The organism is Romboutsia sp. (assembly GCF_051659545.1).
GTDB lineage: Bacteria > Bacillota > Clostridia > Peptostreptococcales > Peptostreptococcaceae > JBOFOR01.
Genome location: NZ_JBOFOR010000336.1, coordinates 1 through 19,375, shown reverse-complemented (window position 1 = coordinate 19,375; position 19,375 = coordinate 1). Strand labels below are relative to the sequence as shown.

The 19,375-nt window shown below is 26.4% G+C and carries 15 protein-coding genes; 2 read left to right on the top strand and 13 right to left on the bottom strand.

The window, feature by feature from the left end:
- Positions 1–20 precede the first annotated feature (20 nt).
- The 7 genes from ACRC03_RS19825 to ACRC03_RS19795 form a co-directional block, all read right to left on the bottom strand.
- Positions 21–449 (bottom strand): hypothetical protein, encoded by a 429-nt coding sequence (locus tag ACRC03_RS19825; RefSeq protein ID WP_438654342.1) that lies wholly within the window; start codon positions 447–449, stop codon positions 21–23.
- Positions 450–584: 135 nt separating this feature from the next.
- Positions 585–4,982, bottom strand: coding sequence for a hypothetical protein (locus tag ACRC03_RS19820; protein WP_438654341.1), 4,398 nt, complete (start codon positions 4,980–4,982; stop codon positions 585–587).
- Positions 4,975–5,691, bottom strand: coding sequence for a DUF6063 family protein (locus ACRC03_RS19815; RefSeq protein WP_438654340.1), 717 nt, complete (start codon positions 5,689–5,691; stop codon positions 4,975–4,977). Before ACRC03_RS19815 ends, ACRC03_RS19820 begins: the two co-directional genes overlap by 8 nt.
- A gap of 16 nt (positions 5,692–5,707) precedes the next feature.
- On the bottom strand, positions 5,708–7,309 hold the full coding sequence (locus tag ACRC03_RS19810) for a hypothetical protein (RefSeq protein WP_438654339.1): 1,602 nt from the start codon (positions 7,307–7,309) through the stop codon (positions 5,708–5,710).
- A 9-nt stretch (positions 7,310–7,318) separates the two neighbouring features.
- Complete coding sequence (locus ACRC03_RS19805) at positions 7,319–8,320, bottom strand: Wadjet anti-phage system protein JetD domain-containing protein (RefSeq protein WP_438654338.1); 1,002 nt, start codon at positions 8,318–8,320, stop codon at positions 7,319–7,321.
- Between the two features lie 202 nt (positions 8,321–8,522).
- Complete coding sequence (locus ACRC03_RS19800; protein ID WP_438654337.1) at positions 8,523–9,833, bottom strand: PTS sugar transporter subunit IIC; 1,311 nt, start codon at positions 9,831–9,833, stop codon at positions 8,523–8,525.
- A 78-nt stretch (positions 9,834–9,911) separates the two neighbouring features.
- Positions 9,912–10,526, bottom strand: coding sequence for a hypothetical protein (locus tag ACRC03_RS19795; protein ID WP_438654336.1), 615 nt, complete (start codon positions 10,524–10,526; stop codon positions 9,912–9,914).
- Positions 10,527–10,594: 68 nt separating this feature from the next.
- On the opposite strand from ACRC03_RS19795, the gene ACRC03_RS19790 reads away from it, so the two are divergent.
- Together ACRC03_RS19790 and ACRC03_RS19785 are read left to right on the top strand one after the other, a co-directional pair.
- Positions 10,595–11,317, top strand: coding sequence for a MurR/RpiR family transcriptional regulator (locus ACRC03_RS19790; RefSeq protein ID WP_438654335.1), 723 nt, complete (start codon positions 10,595–10,597; stop codon positions 11,315–11,317).
- Positions 11,318–11,508: 191 nt separating this feature from the next.
- A complete protein-coding gene (locus ACRC03_RS19785; protein ID WP_438654334.1) occupies positions 11,509–11,814 on the top strand; it encodes a PTS sugar transporter subunit IIB in 306 nt (101 codons plus the stop codon).
- A gap of 76 nt (positions 11,815–11,890) precedes the next feature.
- Here the strand turns inward: ACRC03_RS19785 and ACRC03_RS19780 are convergent, their stop codons facing one another.
- From ACRC03_RS19780 to ACRC03_RS19755, 6 genes are all read right to left on the bottom strand, one after another.
- On the bottom strand, positions 11,891–13,204 hold the full coding sequence (locus ACRC03_RS19780) for an MATE family efflux transporter (RefSeq protein WP_438654333.1): 1,314 nt from the start codon (positions 13,202–13,204) through the stop codon (positions 11,891–11,893).
- A 119-nt stretch (positions 13,205–13,323) separates the two neighbouring features.
- Positions 13,324–14,397 carry a sporulation integral membrane protein YtvI gene (ytvI, locus tag ACRC03_RS19775; RefSeq protein ID WP_438654332.1) on the bottom strand — a complete coding sequence of 358 codons (1,074 nt, stop codon included), beginning with the start codon at positions 14,395–14,397 and terminating at the stop codon, positions 13,324–13,326.
- Between the two features lie 132 nt (positions 14,398–14,529).
- On the bottom strand, positions 14,530–17,817 hold the full coding sequence (locus ACRC03_RS19770; protein ID WP_438654331.1) for an SNF2-related protein: 3,288 nt from the start codon (positions 17,815–17,817) through the stop codon (positions 14,530–14,532).
- Positions 17,818–17,968: 151 nt separating this feature from the next.
- Positions 17,969–18,364 carry a D-ribose pyranase gene (gene rbsD, locus ACRC03_RS19765; RefSeq protein ID WP_438654330.1) on the bottom strand — a complete coding sequence of 132 codons (396 nt, stop codon included), beginning with the start codon at positions 18,362–18,364 and terminating at the stop codon, positions 17,969–17,971.
- Between the two features lie 127 nt (positions 18,365–18,491).
- Positions 18,492–18,923: a hypothetical protein gene (locus tag ACRC03_RS19760; protein ID WP_438654329.1), complete on the bottom strand. Its 432-nt coding sequence runs from the start codon at positions 18,921–18,923 to the stop codon at positions 18,492–18,494.
- Positions 18,907–19,293 (bottom strand): nucleotidyltransferase domain-containing protein, encoded by a 387-nt coding sequence (locus ACRC03_RS19755; RefSeq protein ID WP_438654328.1) that lies wholly within the window; start codon positions 19,291–19,293, stop codon positions 18,907–18,909. The genes ACRC03_RS19760 and ACRC03_RS19755 overlap by 17 nt, the downstream gene beginning before the upstream one ends.
- Positions 19,294–19,375 lie beyond the last annotated feature (82 nt).

Sequence of the window (19,375 nt, the reverse complement as noted above, 5' to 3'; positions counted from 1 at the left end):
TTCTAGGAGCTTTGTATATTTTAAAATGCTTCTATTGACACCTTTTTGTATATTGACTTATTTACAAATTTGCCACCATCAGACAATAGACCAGTTTGATTTACCAATAATTTTTCTCCATTTTCTATGGATTCTTGCATACTATAGCATATTTTTGCGCTTCCTTTATAGGTACATGACTCTAATTTATTATTAGCTATTAAGGTAGTTTTTACAGATTCTATAATATCAGTATTCTCATACTCATGTATCTTTCCATCCACTTGGGATAAATAGACCATTGTATGCTTTTGATCATTTTCATCTGTCCAATCAATATCAAATCTTAGAGTATTTTCCTCTACTAATGATATTATATATGTACCTTCCTTAGGTGGAGCACCTATTTGATAGTTATTTTGCCTAGGGATCATTTCCCATTTACCAATAAAGCTTTGAAATTTATGCATAATAATCCTCCCTAATGGTAATTTATTACTAAACATTCCTTATAATACTATTATATATTATTATGGTAAAATTTGTATTAATTTAATGTTTTTCACTTACAAAATATTTTATATAATCTTGTCATTCAGAATAGTTTAAAATAATGTCATTTGATCTATTACTTCTTCTTTTATTTCAAATCTAGATGATATTATCTCTTGCACCATATCTTCTCCCTTGTAATGGTTACCCTTTAAAAAACTTAGATTGTTTTTTAGTTTAGAGTTAACTAAATCTATCACATATATATTGTCAAATCTATTGTAAATAGAATCTCCTTTTAATCCAGAAAAACAAATTAGCTGAGTGTTGCTTTTTTTAGCTATATCCATAAGAGGTTTTAGAAGATGTTCTGCATTAGTTTGAGCAAATGGATTATCCATAATTATTACTTTACTATCTTGATAATTTTTAAATATATCACTATCATTTTTCCTCATAAATGATAGCAAACTATTTAAAACTATAAATGCTGATAAAAATCCTTCTCCTCCTGAGTTTTGACAAACCTGTTCCCAACTTATCATTCTCTGTCTATTTTCTTCTACTTTGTATAGTTTTACATCTATACTTCCTATAGATACTACTTCATTGTATAAATTTTTAGTTGTAATAGTTTTTGATATTGTTTCTTCTATATTTTCATTGATTTCAAGTTTATCTAAACAAGTATTAGTTAAACTCTCTAATATATTTTTTGTTTTTAATTTGTATAAGTCTTTATTTTCTTCCCAGTCTTCTGTTTTTATAGTAAGCATTTTTACATCTTTTTCTTTAATTTTTATAGTGGAGTTTTTATCTATTTTACCTAGGTTTATATGTACTTCATAAATATAATCATATAAAATTTCGACTACTTTTTCCTTTTCTTTGTTTATAAAATCTATATCAGCACTAAGTTTTTCTAGTGTAAGTTTATGAGCTTTTAGAGTTTGGTCTAAATTAGATATTACTTCACTAGGTTTTTCACTTACTTTAGCTATTACATCAAGAGACTTTTTAAAGAAATCATCCTCTATAAACTCTTTTTCTCTACTAACCTTATCTATCTCTTGATTTAAATTTGTATGTAGTTTATGTTCTTCATCCTTTGAGTTGTTATAATCTCTTTTTAATCTTCCTATAAAATCTCTCAACTCTTCAGTTTTTATATCTAATAATATAGCTTCTTTTATTTCTAAGTTGTAGAACTCTGCCAAATTACTTAAGTTACTATTTATTTTGCTTATATTTGAGATAGATACTTGTTTATTTTTTTCAAGTGTATCAGCATTACTCTTTTGAATAAATATTAGTTTCTCAAAATCTTTATCTGTAACTTCTTCTTTTTCTTTTGGCGTTTCCTTTTCAAATTCTTCCTTAAGCTTAAGATACAATTGTGTTATTTGATTTTCTAATCTACCTTTTTGCTTTATTATTATTTTTTCTTCTTCATTTTTTTGCTTTTGAGCTTTTATAGCTTCATTTATATCTTGTTCTATTATTCTTTGGGTATTTATATTATAAGTTTCACTTTGATAATCACTATCTACTAGATTATAATTATTTTGAGCTTCTATTAATTGTTCTTCATCTCTTTTTTGTCTTTCATACTCTTTCTCTAATTGTAATTCTAATTCTTTTAAGCTTGAAGAAATTTCTCTTGTTAAACTATCAAATCTAGCTTCTAAATCTTCTATATCTTTGTTTATGATTTCTCCACTAGTGTAGCTTTTATATTTTATTAAATTTTCTTTTGATTTTTGTAAATTATTTTCTAAATTTCTTCTCTCATCCTTAAGCTTTTCTATTTTTTCAGTTAAATTTTTTATTTCATTGTTCTGTTTTTCTAAATATATATTTATGCTTTCTATTTCATTTTCTAATTTTGACAAATCTTCTTTGTTATCTTTATACTCTTCATATTTTGAAGTAAAATCTTTGAAATCTAACTCTTCTCTTTTTAACTCCTTAATATTATCAGTATTTGAACTAATTTTTTGATTTATTGCTTCTATTTTTTCCTTTAATACTTTTATTTCTGCTTTTGCATTATTAAGTGTTTTTTCATTTTCAGTAATATTAAATTTGTTTTCTTCTATGTTTTTGTTTAATTTAGTGTATTCGCATTTTGATAAAGGATTATCTTTAATGAAATAAAATAAATCTATATATTTTTTTATTTCTAAAGTTTTATTTTGTATTTTTTCTTCTAAATCTACCTTCTGATTTTCAAGGTTATTTATTATTAGTTGTAATTCTTTTTCCTTAAGAAGTTTTTCATTAAAAGCTAATAAAAATATAGCTTTATTTAATATAAATACTTCATTTTCACTTTGTCCAACAACATTATTTAAGCTTTCTCTCTCTACTATAGGTATTGGATATGATGTAAATATGTCTAAGCCATCTTTTCTTATTTTTTCTATATCATTTTTGCTTATTATAATTGAGTATGGTATCAAAGGATTAGTTTTTACTAATTTTAAGTTTTCCTCTTCACTATAATTATTTTCTTTTAGCCATTGCATACCATAGACAATATGTATATCTTTTTTATGTAGTTTTTCTTTAACTTCTTTTGATAACTCTATAGTCTTACCTGATATAAGCTTGTTTATTTCATTATCTATCTTTTCTTTTTTTATATTAAGATGGTTATTTTCTTCATTTAAAATATTTTTTTTATTTTCTAGGCTATTTACTATATATGTATCATCAAATATATAAGATTCATCACTATCAATGTATTTTACAATATCTTTTCTTTTTTCTAGATTATTAGTAGTAATTTTAAATTTTTCTTCTAGTTTTTCTTTTTCTAGTTCTAACTTTGACAAAGATATTATTAATTCTTTTTCATTTCTTTGATACTGCTCTGTGTTATCTTCAAGTTTAATTTTTTCTAGTTTATAATTTTCATCATTTTTTTGTAATACTCTTGAATTTTCATTATAATTAATTTTTATTTTTTCTATGAAATTTTCTTCATAAAATCCTACTATATTTCTGTTGAAATTTTTATTATATCTTTTATTAAATCTTTTTTCTTCATTACTAAAACTATTTATCTTTTCTTCTATTATTCCTTTATTTCTGTTTTTAGAATAAAGCTTTTCGTTTATTTCTTTTACATTATTTTGAATAGCCTTTAGTAAATCACTATTTTCTTTTTCACTTTCTAAATTCACATTTAAATCATTATTCAACTTATTTTCTATGTTTATATAATAATTCTTAAGAGTAAATCCTAAATTTTCTCTTTCTGGTTTTGAGTCTATATCTTTATCTTTTAATATTTGTATCTTATTTTCACTTTCTTGTACATCTTTAGAAGACTTTTGATAATTTTCATATTTAAGAGCACAATCCATAATATTTTTTCTTCTTGTAGCTTTTTTAATATTTACTTCTAGCTCTTCTATTTCATCTTGTATATTTTTTTCACTGTATAAGATACCCTTGTATTCATCCTCTACTTTGTGTATTTGAAAAGATAGTTTTTCATATTCTAAGTCTTTTATATAGTAGTTAATAGTATCTATTTCTTTATCTAAATCTTCTATTTTTTGATTTTCCTTTATTAATAACTCTTCTAAATACTTTATTAAATTAGCTATTTTATTTTCTATCTCTTTAATGTTATCTTTAGTATTTTTAAATTCATAGGCTTTCTCTAAGATATTTTTTGTTAGAATTTGAAATTTTTCTATAGCTTCTTTTTGATTTAATTTGTGTTTATTTTCTTTATACTGATATACATACTTTTTAGCTATATCTTGAAAGTTCTTTACCTTGTCCTTATTCTCATTTAGCTTATCTCCTACTACCTTTATAAACCACTTCTCAACTAATCCAGCAACAGTTTTTGAGTCACTAAATAAATCTGATAATCCAGATTCTTTTTTATTGATTTCTTTGATTATACTTTCCCACTCTTTATTATTTATTTTGTATTGCTTAAGAGCCTCAAAATAGTTTCTAGACTGATTAGGTATATTCATCATATAGTAATTAAAGTTTATATCCATATCTTTTTTTAGTTTTTCAAAAAGGTTTTTGCTATTTCCAAAACTTTTTATACTTTTGCTCTTCTCGTTAATTTCCACTACTGGTATATTTCTTATACTATACTTACTGTCACCTTGATATTCATGTATAAAGTTTACTATATCTATTTCTTCATCATCATCCTCATCTATTGATGATGTTTTTCTTTTTATCATCATACCTATAACTACATTAGTCTTCTCATCATCTAATATCCATTCAGTTAAAATATAAGTTGGTGAGTTTGTAGTAAAATAACTATTAAACTCTCTATCTTTCATATTTCTATATCTTTTTGTTACAAATGGAGCTATCATCATCTGTACCATTACAGATTTTCCTCCACCATTTCTAAGGCTCATTAGAGTACTTTCTCCACCTAAGTCAAAAGTCTCATCATCTATTTTCATAGTATTGTTATTATAATTTAAGTTTATTATTCTAAGAGAATTTATCTTACTCATTGTCATAACCTCCTAGGGCATATATTACTCTTTCGTAGTTAGATCTATTTAGTATATTAAAGTCCATAAAATTATCTAGTTTTGAGCTGGTCATTATCATATCATCATTTACTATGTAGTGAATAAGGTTTTGATTTTCTAAGAAAGTAAGTATCGTATGTATAAAACCTTCTTTAGTAGTTTTTGCTGTAGTCTTAGTATCTGAGCTTTTTAAAGCTTGCCATTTCTCATATATATTTTCATAAGCTATTCCACTATCTGCTTCTAACCCTTCTATATCTTCTCGCTCACAAGCTTCTTTTAATCTATCACTTATTATATTTAAAAGTTCCCCACCCTTTAAACTATCTCTAGATTTTGAGCTTCGTCCTTGTGAACCATAAAATTCTACTAAAATAGTAAGTATTACAAATTGAGATAAATAATAGTCTTTGTCTGTTGCATTAGATTTACAAAGTTCTTTTTTTAACTCTCGTTTGGAATATCCTAAAAATTCATTGTCTTCATTAGGAATTATATATATGCTAGAACCGTATTTTTCTATTTTACAATTAAATGATTCTCCTTGTAGTTTTACCAGATTCATTATTTCTTCTCTTTCACAGTAATTTCTAAAATACTCTGGTGATTTATCTTCATCTATTTCTTTGTTTTTTAATAGGTAATAAAATATGCTATTACCTAAGTTTATATCCTCTATATTGTACATATTTCCTCCTATTAGCTTAATTTATTGTAAAAATTATATCTGAGCAGTTTAAGGTTTTTATTATTTTATCATCACTTTTTACTTCATAAAACTTAACTTGAGTGTTGTTTACATTCTTCTCAATATTTAGTGTATCTATAAAGTTATACTCTATATTAGATTCAATTAAATCTAAAACCATATGAGTTAAATTAAATTCATATTTATTAATATCATTTATAGAATTTTTTCTTTCTTCTTTTAGTTCATTTATATTTAGTTCCCTAGCTTTCAATAATTCAATTATTACTTCTCTAAAAATCTCTATATTTGGTATTAAACTTTCTTTTAATTCTTCATTGTCTATTGTTTCTTTTGAAACCTCTAAAAGATTGCTCTTATTCTCATTTATTATTAAATTTAATAATGTTTTTAGTGTAAGTTCATATTTTTTAAGCTTTTCTTTTGCTCTTTCTTCTTTTTCTTTTAAATAATCTATTTCTTCAAAGGATATTTCTTCATCCTCTTCGTCAATTGAATTAACTATTTTTCTTTGGTACTGAAGGCATTTATTTATGTTATAATTTTTTTCATTTGGTGATAAGAATAAAGGTCTTAGTATATAATCTAAGTTATCAAGTTTTTCACTGTTTTCTAGAATCTTTTCATACAAATCAGATTGTATATTAAATCTCTTAATAATTGACATAGAAGTCATCTCTTCTAACTCTCTAGAATAAATTGCCTTAAAATCAAAGTGTGCGCTAAGTAGACCTTGCTGCTCTTCTATTGATTGATTTAGATATCTTTCTATAATAGATAAATTCTTTAAATTTTCTATTTCATTTTTTTCTAATTTTTTTACATTAATATCTCTTTCTTTTAACTCTTTTATTTTCTCTTCTACATGCTCTCTATGATGAGTAAGTTTTTTTCTTATATCTCCTAAAGAATCTATATTCTCATTTAATAAATTTTTGTACTCTTCTATTGAATAATTAAGTACATTGTGTCTTATCCTTTTTATTGCATCATTCATTTTTTGAAGTTGTATTCTCATTAGACTAAACATCTGCTTAATATCATCCACTGCTCTATCATAATCAGCTTTTTCTAAGTGCAATTTAAATATTATCTCTTGAATTGTAATATTTAAATTATTTTCTATTTCTAGAGTCGATAAAATCAAATTATATCCTTCATCACTTAAATGATAAGATACCCTTCTTTGAGCATCATTTATGTATACTATCTTATTTGATAAGTAGCTAATGTTTATTTCTTTGTAGTCATTATTATCAAAATCATAACCATTAAAATACATAGTTTTACCATCATCACAAAGTACAGTATTAACTATAAAGTTTGCAAATTCTATACAGTCCTCATAACTAAGTGGCTTTTTGAAACTTCTAGTATTTACTTCATCTATAAAATTTCCTATATCATCTATAGTACATGTGTTATCTTTTAAAGATTCTTCCATAATAAATAAAAGAACTACAAATATTAAATTTATTTGCTCATAATATTCATTAAAATAATAATTTTTCCATGTAGTTCTATTTATTGCATTTTTAATAAGGACAGAATATGCTCCTACCTTTTTCATACGTTTATCAAAGTTTTTTAAAAACATTTTTCCCTCCTAAAAATCCTCTACATTTAAAATTTCTTGTGGAATATATTTTCCACTTTCTAATATGTATTCCATTATTTTCTTAGTATTTTCATCAAAATAGTCAAAAAATATGCTCTCAATATTTTTATTTTGATTTATGCTACACATTGGTAATTTTAAGTTCATACTTTTGTACTTTCTTATCATTGCATCATAGCCTTTTATAAATGGTTCTATATTGAATTTTTCTGAGAATATTTTAGATAAGCTTTCGTATATTAATATCCCTTCATAATCTAAATCTCCTAGATAAAGTAATTTATTTTTTTCATTAGTAAGGTAGGGCTCTACACAAAATTCAAAGTCTTTAAAACTTTTGTATATGCTTTTTCCACCACCATATATTATTGTTGATATCTCTGCATTAAATATAGATTTATTATTTATTATAAAATTCCTCATACTATAAAAAGTATCTTTATTTTCTATTATTAATATATTTTGTGGTGTACTTTTATCTTTAGAATAGTATGCTAATGGTTCTGTGGTATCATAAATATTTAGAAATTCCTCATCTAATCCTAATGATTTTATTAAAGTCTTTCCACCCTCTTTTGCAAGGAATTTTTCTCTTGCAAATATTTGAAAGCTTCTTTCATTTATAGATACTTTCGTATTTAATTTTTCTATGTTAGTATCTAAGAATTGACTTAGCATTAATATATTTTCTCTATTAATTTCGTATAATTTAGGATTTCTTACATACTTTGATATATCTAGTTTTGTATTTATTTTATAAGATAATTCTTCTGTATAATCTTTTACTTTTTCATTTTTTGATATTGTATATCTATTATATAAAGCTGGGGTTTTGCCATTTAATCCACTTGCCTTTATAGGCTTTATTTTTTCATTTTTTATTAGCTTTAGCACTTCTTCATATAATTCATTATAGTTTTCTAGTTTAAGATATTTTTGAAGTTCTTGTATATCTATTTTGTTTTGTAGTAATTTTCCTATGTCTTTCATACTTCTCTCCTAATTTATATATTTATCTACATTTTATTCCATATCTTTATTATACCTTTTATAATTTTAAACTTTCTACTTTTTTTATAATTTTAAACCTTTTTATAATTTTAAACCTTATGGTATACCTGTTGATGTAATAAATAAAAAAATAACTGCCGCATAGATAATTTTTAATTACCCTGCGACAGTTATTTTTATATTAAGCTACAGAAGATACACTCTCTTCTTGCTTTAACATATTCTTTTCATATACTTTAAAGAATGGATAATAAATAGCCACACTTACCGCCACTAATCCAAGTACAAACAACACATTCTTAAAGTCCATTGACGATAAATATGCCTGTACAAAGAATGGTGTAAATGATGGGTCAACCATAAATCCAGGTGTTATAAACCCAAATACCTGTGCAAAGTAAGTAAGTGTCACAGATACTATTGGTGTTATTATAAATGGTATTGCAAGCATTGGATTAAATACTATTGGAGAACCAAATATAACAGGCTCATTTATACCACATATACCAGGCACAACAGCAAGTCTACCAACTGACTTTAAATGTACAGATTTACTCTTAGCCATTAATAACGTAAGACCTATTGTGTTACCAGCTCCACCTAATATGGCTATTCTGAACATTTGTAAGTTCATGAAATTAGTAGGCTCTAATCCCTTAGCTACTAGGTCTGCATTTACACCTGTATTAGCTATGCCTAATGCAAATGCTATAGGGAATATTATTGATGTTCCGTTTACACCTAATATCCATAATATATTACCAAATGTTATTAGTGCTAAGAATCCCCATAAATTATCTACTATTGATAAAGCCGGCGTTAAACCTTGCATTACTGCCTGTGGAATATTCATCCCAAAGTTTGCTACTATTAATATATTTATTCCGTATAAAACTATTATATTTGTTAATAAAGGCAACATTGAGTTAACAAAAGTTGCTACTGCTGGTGGTACAGTGTCTGGGAACTTAACTTGAAGTCCCTTACTTTCAACAAATCTACTTATTTCTACTGATAATAATCCTATTAATATTGCAACAAATAATCCATCTGCTCCTAAGAAAGACATCGGCATGCTTCCTTCTGAGCTTGGAGCACATATCATGAAGAATATTGATGTAGCTATAAGTCCATTCATAGATTTATTCATCTTATACTCACTAGCTAAACAATATGCTATAGAAAATGCTGTTAAAACCCCTATAAGTCCCATTGTCATGTCATAAGGAGTTGTAATTACTGCATAATTCTCTACTGCAAATTCTTTCCACGATAATAAGAATTTCATAAATACATTAGCACTACTTGGATCTACTAAATCTGGATTTATAGGTGGGTTAGCTAATATTAAGAATATAGAACCTATAACTATTAGAGGTAATGTCATCATCATACCTGCTGAAATAGACTTTAAGTGTCTTTGGTTTCCTATTTTAGCTCCTATTGGTGATAAAACTTTATCTAATTTTTCTAAAATTGTATTCGAACTCATTTTTATCTCCCTATTTTGTATATTTATATCTACCTTTGTATATTTGTTTTATATATTTATTATTTTTCTCTAATTATATTATTCTTGCCATGGATTGAATTTAAAAGCTGATTCAACTACTTCTTGTGGGTTATACGTTTCTAATATCTTTAGATAACGTTCTTTGTAATCATTATCTACTTCCATTTGAGGGATAACTTTACTTGCTTCGTTTAAGAAGTGGAATGAATCTCTTCCCATTTCTGCACCTCTTACTGTATGCTTATCTAATGCAAAATCTGGAACTTCTGGAACAAATCCCATTGCAAAGCTTTTCATCATTATATTCTTTAATAAATCACTTGAACGATCTTTTTCACATTTACATAAGTATCTTATTGCATGTATGAAGTATATCGGTCTATCTCCATCTCCGTAAGAGAAGTTTTTACGCATATCATTTAAAGTATTTACTAATACAGGTGAATTTGTATCTCCCATACCTATATCTTCAACTGTTATAGTTAATAATCTTCTCCATAACTTTTCTTCCATTTGAGGTGATGTTATGTACATTTCATATGCAAATTGACATGCTTCTTCAGCCATACCTCTTCTTATACATTTTTGTAATGATGATATTACTTCATCTCCTGATAATCCATTACGAGTTTTTATTCTTGCCCATGGGTCTGGTATAAACTTATTTTCCATTTTGTGTCTTCCTTTCTGTGTTTACCTTTATATTTATTTCATATATAATACCTTTAGAGGTGATATATATGGTTTTTGAATATTTGTCAGCTAAATATAATTTAAGTACTGTAGAACAATCTATCATAAAATACTTATATCGTAATATAGATGACTTGAAAAAAATTGGAATTAGAAGAGTTGCACAAGACAACTTTACTTCTACAACTACAATTTATAAACTTTGTAAAAAATTAAACTTCGAGGGTTATTCAGATATGATATATCACATCTGCTACTCTTCTCGCGAAAATGAGGTAGAGCCTACAGTTGATGTATATACTAATGCCTCTAAACAGGTTAATGCCAACTTAGAATCTTTTAGTGAACTTTTGAACAAATCTAAAAGCAAACTTATTATGCTACTTAGTGTAGGTATATCCCAAACTATTGCAAACTACATTAATGAACGTTTAGCAATAAATGGTTTTAGATGTATTTCTAATACACACTTACAACTACTTACTCCTGAATCTAAAGATGACGTATTACTTGTTGTAATATCTAATTCTGGTGAAACAAAAAGTTTATTAGAGCTTACTACTAAAGCCTATAACTCTGGAATTGAGATTATCAGTTTTTGTTCAAATGAAAACTCTGCTATATCTAAAATTTCATCTCTTCCAATAATCATTCAAGGTAGAGATTCTTTTAGTTTCTTACAAAATCCACCAGATACATTTTATTCTGAACTCTTACTAATTTTTGAATGTTTTATGAGTAATCTAAACTCAGTAGTTCATGTTGATTAGTATAACGTTTTTTTAAATTTATTTAAATATTTAATTTACTTAAAAAAACATGTTTTTAAAGTAAAAACATGTTTTTTGTTTTTTTGTATTTTTTTGTTGTTTATGGTAAATATTTATTGTATTATAAGATAAGAAAACATTTGCAATATTAAAATGCACATAAATTTTTTTGTATATTTGGAGGAATTAAAATGAAGAGAATAATGTTAGCATGTTCTGCTGGAATGTCTACTAGTTTACTTGTTACTAAAATGGAAGCTGCTGCAAAAGAGCAAAATCTAGATGTTAAAATATGGGCTATACCAGAAGCAAATTTAGCAAATGAAATAGAAAACTGTGATGTTGTACTTTTAGGACCTCAAGTTAGATTCATGTTATCTAAAGCTACTGAAATAGCTAAACCTTTTGGTATATCAGTTGAAGTAATAAATATGATGCACTATGGAACTTGTAATGGAGCAGAAGTATTAAAACGTGGTTTAGAACTAGCAAAATAGAATAACCTTAAATAAATATAACGCCCATTATAATAGCTATTTATTATAATGGGCGTTATATTTATTTGAAATATTTTTAATAAGCATTTTGTGCTATTGCTTTTTCAGTATAGTTTTCTATATTGTACACCTTACCTGCAATAAAAATTATTATTATTTCTGATATAGCCATACTAATCCATATACCATTAGCTCCAAACAGTGAAGACATAACTACTAATACTATAGGTAAAACTATTACCGATCTCATAGCGCATATAAAATTTGAAAACTTAGGTATTTCTATAGCTTGATAGTACATTGTAGTTGTTAAATTTTGACCTATTACTAAATAAGCTAGATTATTAATATTTACAGCAATATATGCCATGTCTATAAGAGTTTGGTCCTGAGTGAATACTGATATAATACTCTTTCCAAAAACTAAACATATAATTCCAAAACCTACTCCTATAATAAATGAAGTCTTATTGGATAATTTGTAAAAAGTAATCATTTTATCTTTATCTTTAGAACCATAATTGTAACTTATAAGCGGTTGGGCTCCTAAAGTCACTCCGAGTAGCACTAAGTAGATGTTAGTTGTTAGATAGTTCACTATGGCATAAGTAGATATTCCTATCTCTCCTAATACTCTTACTAATATTAAATTATGAACAAATATTATTACTGAAAATGCTGCTTCTGCAAAGAAAGATGGCAACCCTATTGTGAATATTTCTTGAATATTTTCTTTTACAAACTTTTGCTTCCCGAAGCTCAACTTTCCTCTTTTTAATAAAAAATGAGGTAGTGCTATTGATAACGTAAGAATTTGACCAAGACCAGTAGCTATTGCTGCACTTTTTATTCCTAAACCTAGCTCGAATATAAATATATAATTTAAAATAATATTACATATTGTTCCACATATTGTAGCTACCATTGCTAACTTAGGTCTATTATCATTTCTTAAAAAACTACTAAATGCAATTCCTAATAAACTTGGTAAACAGAATAATGCATAAAAAGTTAGATACTCCGCAGCTAAAGGTTGTAGATTCTCAGTAGCTCCCATTATTTTAACTATTGGATTTGCAAATAATACTGAAACTATACTTAACATAAGACTTAGTATTATTAATAAATATGTTACTTGTCTAAATATACTTACAGCTTTATCATCTTCTTTAGATCCAAAGTATTTTGAAATTAAAGCTCCTCCACCTACAGCCATCATTGTAGCTATACCGAAGAATATTATAGTGATAGGCATTACTATATTTACAGCACCTAAGGCTTCTTCCCCTATTCCATTCCCTAAGAATATTCCATCTATTATAGTATTTAACGATGCTATACACATTGCTACCGCTGAAGGTATAGCATATCCTAAAAATTGTTTGACCATTTTGTATCTCCCACTCTGTTTATTTTATCTGACTAATTGTTACTACAAAATCATCAGTTATATGTATAACAAGCAAAAGCAATCTCGTTAACATAAGCTTAACTAGATTGCTTTTATGCTTATTTGTATAAATTAATCTTTCCGTTGTCATTTAAACTCTTCACTATTATAGCTATTATAGGAAGTATAAATAATCCCATAAATCCAAATAGCTTAACACCTATAAATATACACATTAACATTAATACAGGATGTAATCCTATTTGTTGCCCTACTATCTTAGGCTCTAGTATATTTCTTACTATTAGAACTATTACATATATTATTAGAATACCTAACGCCATGTATACATTTCCTCTTATTAATTCTATTAAAGCCCAAGGCATTAATATACCTCCTGTTCCTACAACAGGGAATATATCTAGTATTGCTATTAATGCAGCAACAGCTATTGCATCATTAACTCCTAATATTGATAGTCCTATTGATAGCTCTATAAACGTAATGCTAAGCAGTATTGAATAAGCTTTTATAAATTTAAATATTGTTCCTACAATATAATTTTTTATATCGAATATTATACTTTTTCCTCTCGGAGAAAACTGTTTAACAATAAATCCAGTTATCTTTGGATAATCTATCGAGAAGAAGAAAGATGATATAATTGTAAATAAAACAGTTATAAAAAATGTTGGAATAGAAGAAAGCATTGACGATACTATTCCTATAACTCCCTTTGAAATATTTGAAACTATAGAAGCAAGAGAACTTAGCATTGAACCTGACATATCTTGAATACTTTTAACCATTTCTGGATTTAACTTTGCTATAATTTCTTCTATTTGCTTAAATAAATCAAAAATTGCAGGTTCTATACTAGTTGAGTATATTCCTGGCATGTGTATAAATATATCTCTTATAGCTATTGCTAGCTTAAAGCCAATCATCGTTATTAGAACTCCCACTGTTCCATAAAAAATCAATACCACTAATGCCGCTATCGGCTTTCTATTTATTTGGGTTTTTCTAGATATAAAATTTATAGATGGCTTTAATATAAATGCCACCAAAAATCCTATAACAAATGGTAAAAACCATACCAACCCATATTTTATTGCTATGAATACAATTCCTGTAACTATTACTGTGTATAGCACATTAATTATAAAATCTCGCTTTTTTTCAACCTTCATACTCAGTCACCTCTTCAATATGTATCTTGGAAAATTTCCAGTTATTTAGTCGACCCCTTGTTTATGTAATCTTATTTTGATTATATCACAAAAATAGCCTAAGTATTCAAACTATAGGCTATTCATTAAGTGTTATATCATAAATAGTTCATCTAAATCTTCTTTAGATAGACTAGATAAAACTCCTGAATTATTCATATCTCCGCTCATAACCTTTTCTATAAGCTCTTTTTTACTTTCTTGCATTTTAATGATTTTTTCTTCTACTGTACCTTTTGCTATAAGCTTTATTACCTCTACTACATTTTTTTGACCAAATCTATGAGCTCTATCTGTAGCTTGATCTTCTATAGCTGGGTTCCACCATGGGTCAAAATGAATAACCACATCTGCACTAGTAAGATTAAGTCCTGTTCCTCCAGCTTTTAAAGATATTAAAAATACCTTATTTTCTTCATTTTCATTAAAATCCTTTACTAACTCTATTCTCTTAGCTGCATTTACAGAGCCATCTAAATAGGAATAGCTTATACCCTCTTCCTCTAGTCTTTGTCCTAGGTTTTTAAGGACTGAAGTAAATTGAGAGAATAAAAGTATTTTGTGGTTTTCTTCTATATTAGATTTAATAATATTTATACCAATATCAGCCTTTGCACTTTTTCCAGTGTAGTTTTCAATTAGTACTGATGGGTCTAGGCAAAGTTGTCTTAGCTTAGTTAAGTAAGAGAATATTGTTATTTTATCTTCTTTAAATTCTTCACTACTTCTTTTTTCATTTATATCATCTACTAAAGCCTTGTAGATTTTCTTTTGCTCTTTGTCCATTTCAACGAAGAATTTCTTTTCTATCTTATCTGGTAATTCTTTTAGCACATCCTTTTTAAGTCTTCTTAGTATAAAAGGATTTATCATTTTTTTAAGTTCTTTTATGTTTTCTTCTTTTGAGTTTACAAATTTACTTTCAAAGGATTTTTTACTAAATAAATATCCTGGCATTAAGTAATCAAAGATTGACCATAGCTCTACTAGATTATTCTCCATAGGTGTTCCTGTTAGGGCAAACTTTACCTTTGCATTAATATTTTTTACGGTCTCTGTATTTTGAGCATAAGGATTTTTTATGTTTTGAGCTTCATCTATTATCATATAGTCAAAATACATTTCCTTATAATAATCAAAGTCATTTCTAAGAGTAGCATAAGTTGTAAGTATTAAGTCATAGTCATTAATACTTTCAAAGGCTTCTATTCTTTGGCTCTTGTCCCCATGCATAATAAGTACTTTTAAGTTTGGTGCAAAGTTTTCAATTTCATCCTTCCAGTTGTAGATTAATGAGGTTGGAGTTACTACTATACTTTTCTTATCTTTTTGTGAAAGTAAAAAGGATATAGCCTGTATAGTCTTTCCAAGTCCCATTTCATCTGCCAAAATCCCGCCAAACTCGTAGTGACTAAGAGTATTGAAAAACTTATAGCCCTCCTCTTGATAGCTTCTAAGTGTCGCATTAAGTTCTGTTGGTATTGTGTGGTCTATATTATCTTTGGTCTTTATTTTGTTGGCAATTGAGTTTATTTTATCTTTGCCTTCTATAAAGTTTAATTTTTCATTTTTAAGCATTTCATCTAGGTATATTACTTTATTGTTGTGAAGTTTTAGTTTTTTATTATTTAAATCCTTGTAGATATCTTGAGTAAGATTACCCATTACTTCAAAGAAATCATTTAACTTTTCATCTTTTAAATCTAGTATTACATCATTCTTTAACTTATAAAATCTTTGGTTTTTCTTTAAAGCATTTAGAATGTCTTTATAATCTTTGTTTTCAATATCTTCTATTTCAAAATTTACTTCTAGGAATTTACCATCTGATTCACTTTTTATACTTGCTTTTACATTAGGTTTTTCTATTTTGTATTTAAAGTTATCACTGTAATAAACTTCTCCCAACTCTTTTAGTTCTTTAACTTCTTCTGATAAAAAACTAAATAAATCATATTCATTTCCTATAAATTTATATTGATTACTTGTGCTTTCTTCAAACTTGAGCTTATTTAAGGTGCTTTTTGCAAGTTTTTCTTTTTTAGTATCTCTTATTATGTAGTAGTCTTGATTTTCATCTTCTGCGTAAATTAGCTTTAAATCTAGCACTACTTCATCTTTCTTTTTATCTATGTAAAATTTCGTAGTTAAATCTTTTTTGATTTTCTTCTCTATTTTTTCATCTATTTTTAAGGTTGTACTTATTTCATCTAAAGATGGTATTACATGTGTTATAACCTTTTTTGCATTATCTTTTTTGAATTTAATTTTGTGCTCCATCTTAAGTGGTGTGTAGAATTTCATATATTCATTGTACTGCTTAAAAGACGGAAGATATATATCTCCATTGTAGAAAAAAGCTTCTCCATTTGAATTAAGTGGTATAGGCATATTTTCATCAGCTGTAAGAATTAGTTCCTCTCCATTGTCTTCTATATTAAAGTTTAGTGGTAAATCTTCTTTTAAAATTTTAGACTTATATGTACTATTATTTATAGTAAAATTTATAGGTTTATTATTTAATGTAAGTAAAAATCTTTTTAAAGATTTGCCTAGTACATTTATAGTTTTTCCTTCTACTAATTCTATTTGCCTTTTGTACTTTGGTACTACTGATAGCTGTCTATTGATAGCTACCATTTCATCTATAAACCCTGCTATAGCTTCATCTTCCTCAGCAAAATGATGATTCTCTGGATTGTAAGTAAATTCTTTTCCATATACTAATTCTCTATTAAATATTCTAGCTTCCGTAAATGTGTCTGCGCTTTTAAGTATGTACATTTTATCTTTGCCTATTTTAAAGTCTACTTTTACATAAGGATGTTGTGTTGCTGCATCTATATTTACTTCTAGATTTATTTTTTCTTTTTCTTTTCCTACTATATTTAGTATTATATCTTCAATAGATGGTTTAGAATTTTCACTTGATTTAGATTCATTATTTTGTGGTTTATTATTTTTAGGTTTTGGCGTATTCATACCTATTTCTATCTGTTTTGTTTGCATATTTTGCATATTGTAAAGGTCTTGTAATTCTTTTTCTATTTCTGTGTCTTCTATTTTATATATAAATTCTAGTAAGGTTGCTACTAGATGCTTGCAAGGATATAGTTTTTTTCTTTTTTTGTGATTGTCTTCAAAATCTTTACATTGACATAAGCCAAAATCTACTTTTAAGGTTTTTGTGTCTATTATTAATTTTGTGTGATATTCACTATAACTTGACCCATCTACATATCCAAGCACATTTAATTTGTTTTCTATAAATTCTATTTCCAGGTCTAGTACATTATCTTCTTGGTAGTAATTTACTCCTCTAATCCATCTAATCTGGTCTGTTATTTCTCTCATGTTGTTTGTTATTTTATTGGTAATCATATTTCACCTCTAATTTATTGTTCTATATGTATTATATCCTAATTTAGGAAAAAATTAATACCTCTATGTCATATTTTAGCCATAGAGGTATTACAATTTTTTCATATTTTTTTAATTGTTTTATTTAGTAGTATGCTAATAATTTTTATAATTAAAATACTACTCCCGATTTTAATATTATATTTGCATAGGGTGTAAATTCACCTGTTCTAACTATAGCCATAGATTCCTTAGTCATTACTTTAAAATCTTCATGAGGTATCATAGTTATTTTAATATTTTTAAATCTATTTTGTATTTCTTTGTACATATCATTACTCACTGTTTCTAATTCTGTAGCTATTACGACTTCTTCTACTTGTAATTCTTCAAGTACTGTGTCTAATGTATCTAAAAAAGTTGGTATTCCATGCTTTAGAGCTAAATCTATTCTGTCAACGTTCTTGGGTATTGGAAGACCACTATCACAGATTGTTAACATATCTGTATGTCCCATTTTTGATATCACTGATGATATTTCGCTATTTATTAAAACTGATTTTTTCATATTCAATCTCCTAGTATTTATGTTATTTGTATTTTTAGTTAAACGATTTGAATCCCCCCGATTTGCTAGCTATATATTTTATTTTTATACTCATGTTAGTTATTCCTCAATTTCTTATAGTAGTATCTTATTTATTATTACAACTATTCCTTATACATACAAATATTTCCTCATTTTGCGTAAATAGCTCGTACATTTCTTCAAACTCAGGTATATCATAACCATGTGAATCATCATTCCTTAGCTTTCGCAAAGTTTCTATAACAATTGATGAATCCTTAGGTAATAATCCATAATATTCACAAGCTAACAAATAATCATAGAATGTAGTAGATTTTATCTTCAAATCAATCGACTTATAATATAACATTGCTTTTGTTAATTCGAGAAATGAAACCATATAGTTTTTAAATCCTTCTTTAATGTATCTTTCCCATAATATAGGCATCTTTTCTTCATTGTACAGTCTTTTAAAATTTTGTAAGTCATATAAACATGATCCAAAATCTCTATTTACATCTTCTAATGTACTCCATGCTAATTTATTCTTGACTACCATTCATATCTCTCCAATCTAGAATATCAATGACATCACTATTTTCAATATAAAAATCATTCAAATATTCTCTATACTCTCTAGACTCATAAATAACTTCCCCTTCGAAAATATTACGTCTAAGCTCTATCGTAAAATTACTTGTTACTATTTTTAAATCAACATCTATATTTAACACCATTCTAAGTGCTTGAGTCTTAATTGTAAGCTCTGTAATAGGAACTTTATTCTTTGGAATCCACGCTATATCTATATCACTTTTGCTTGTCTGCTTGTCCGTACCGTAGCTTCCAAATACTATAATCGCTATAGTATTTTCTTTAGGAAATTTATTTATTATTGAATTTTTAACTTCTTGTGAGATATTTCTCATTTTTGAATCACCTCATATTTATTATAGCATTAAGTAGTCTTTCAATACCATAAATATTCAAATCAATTAATTGATACAAAAG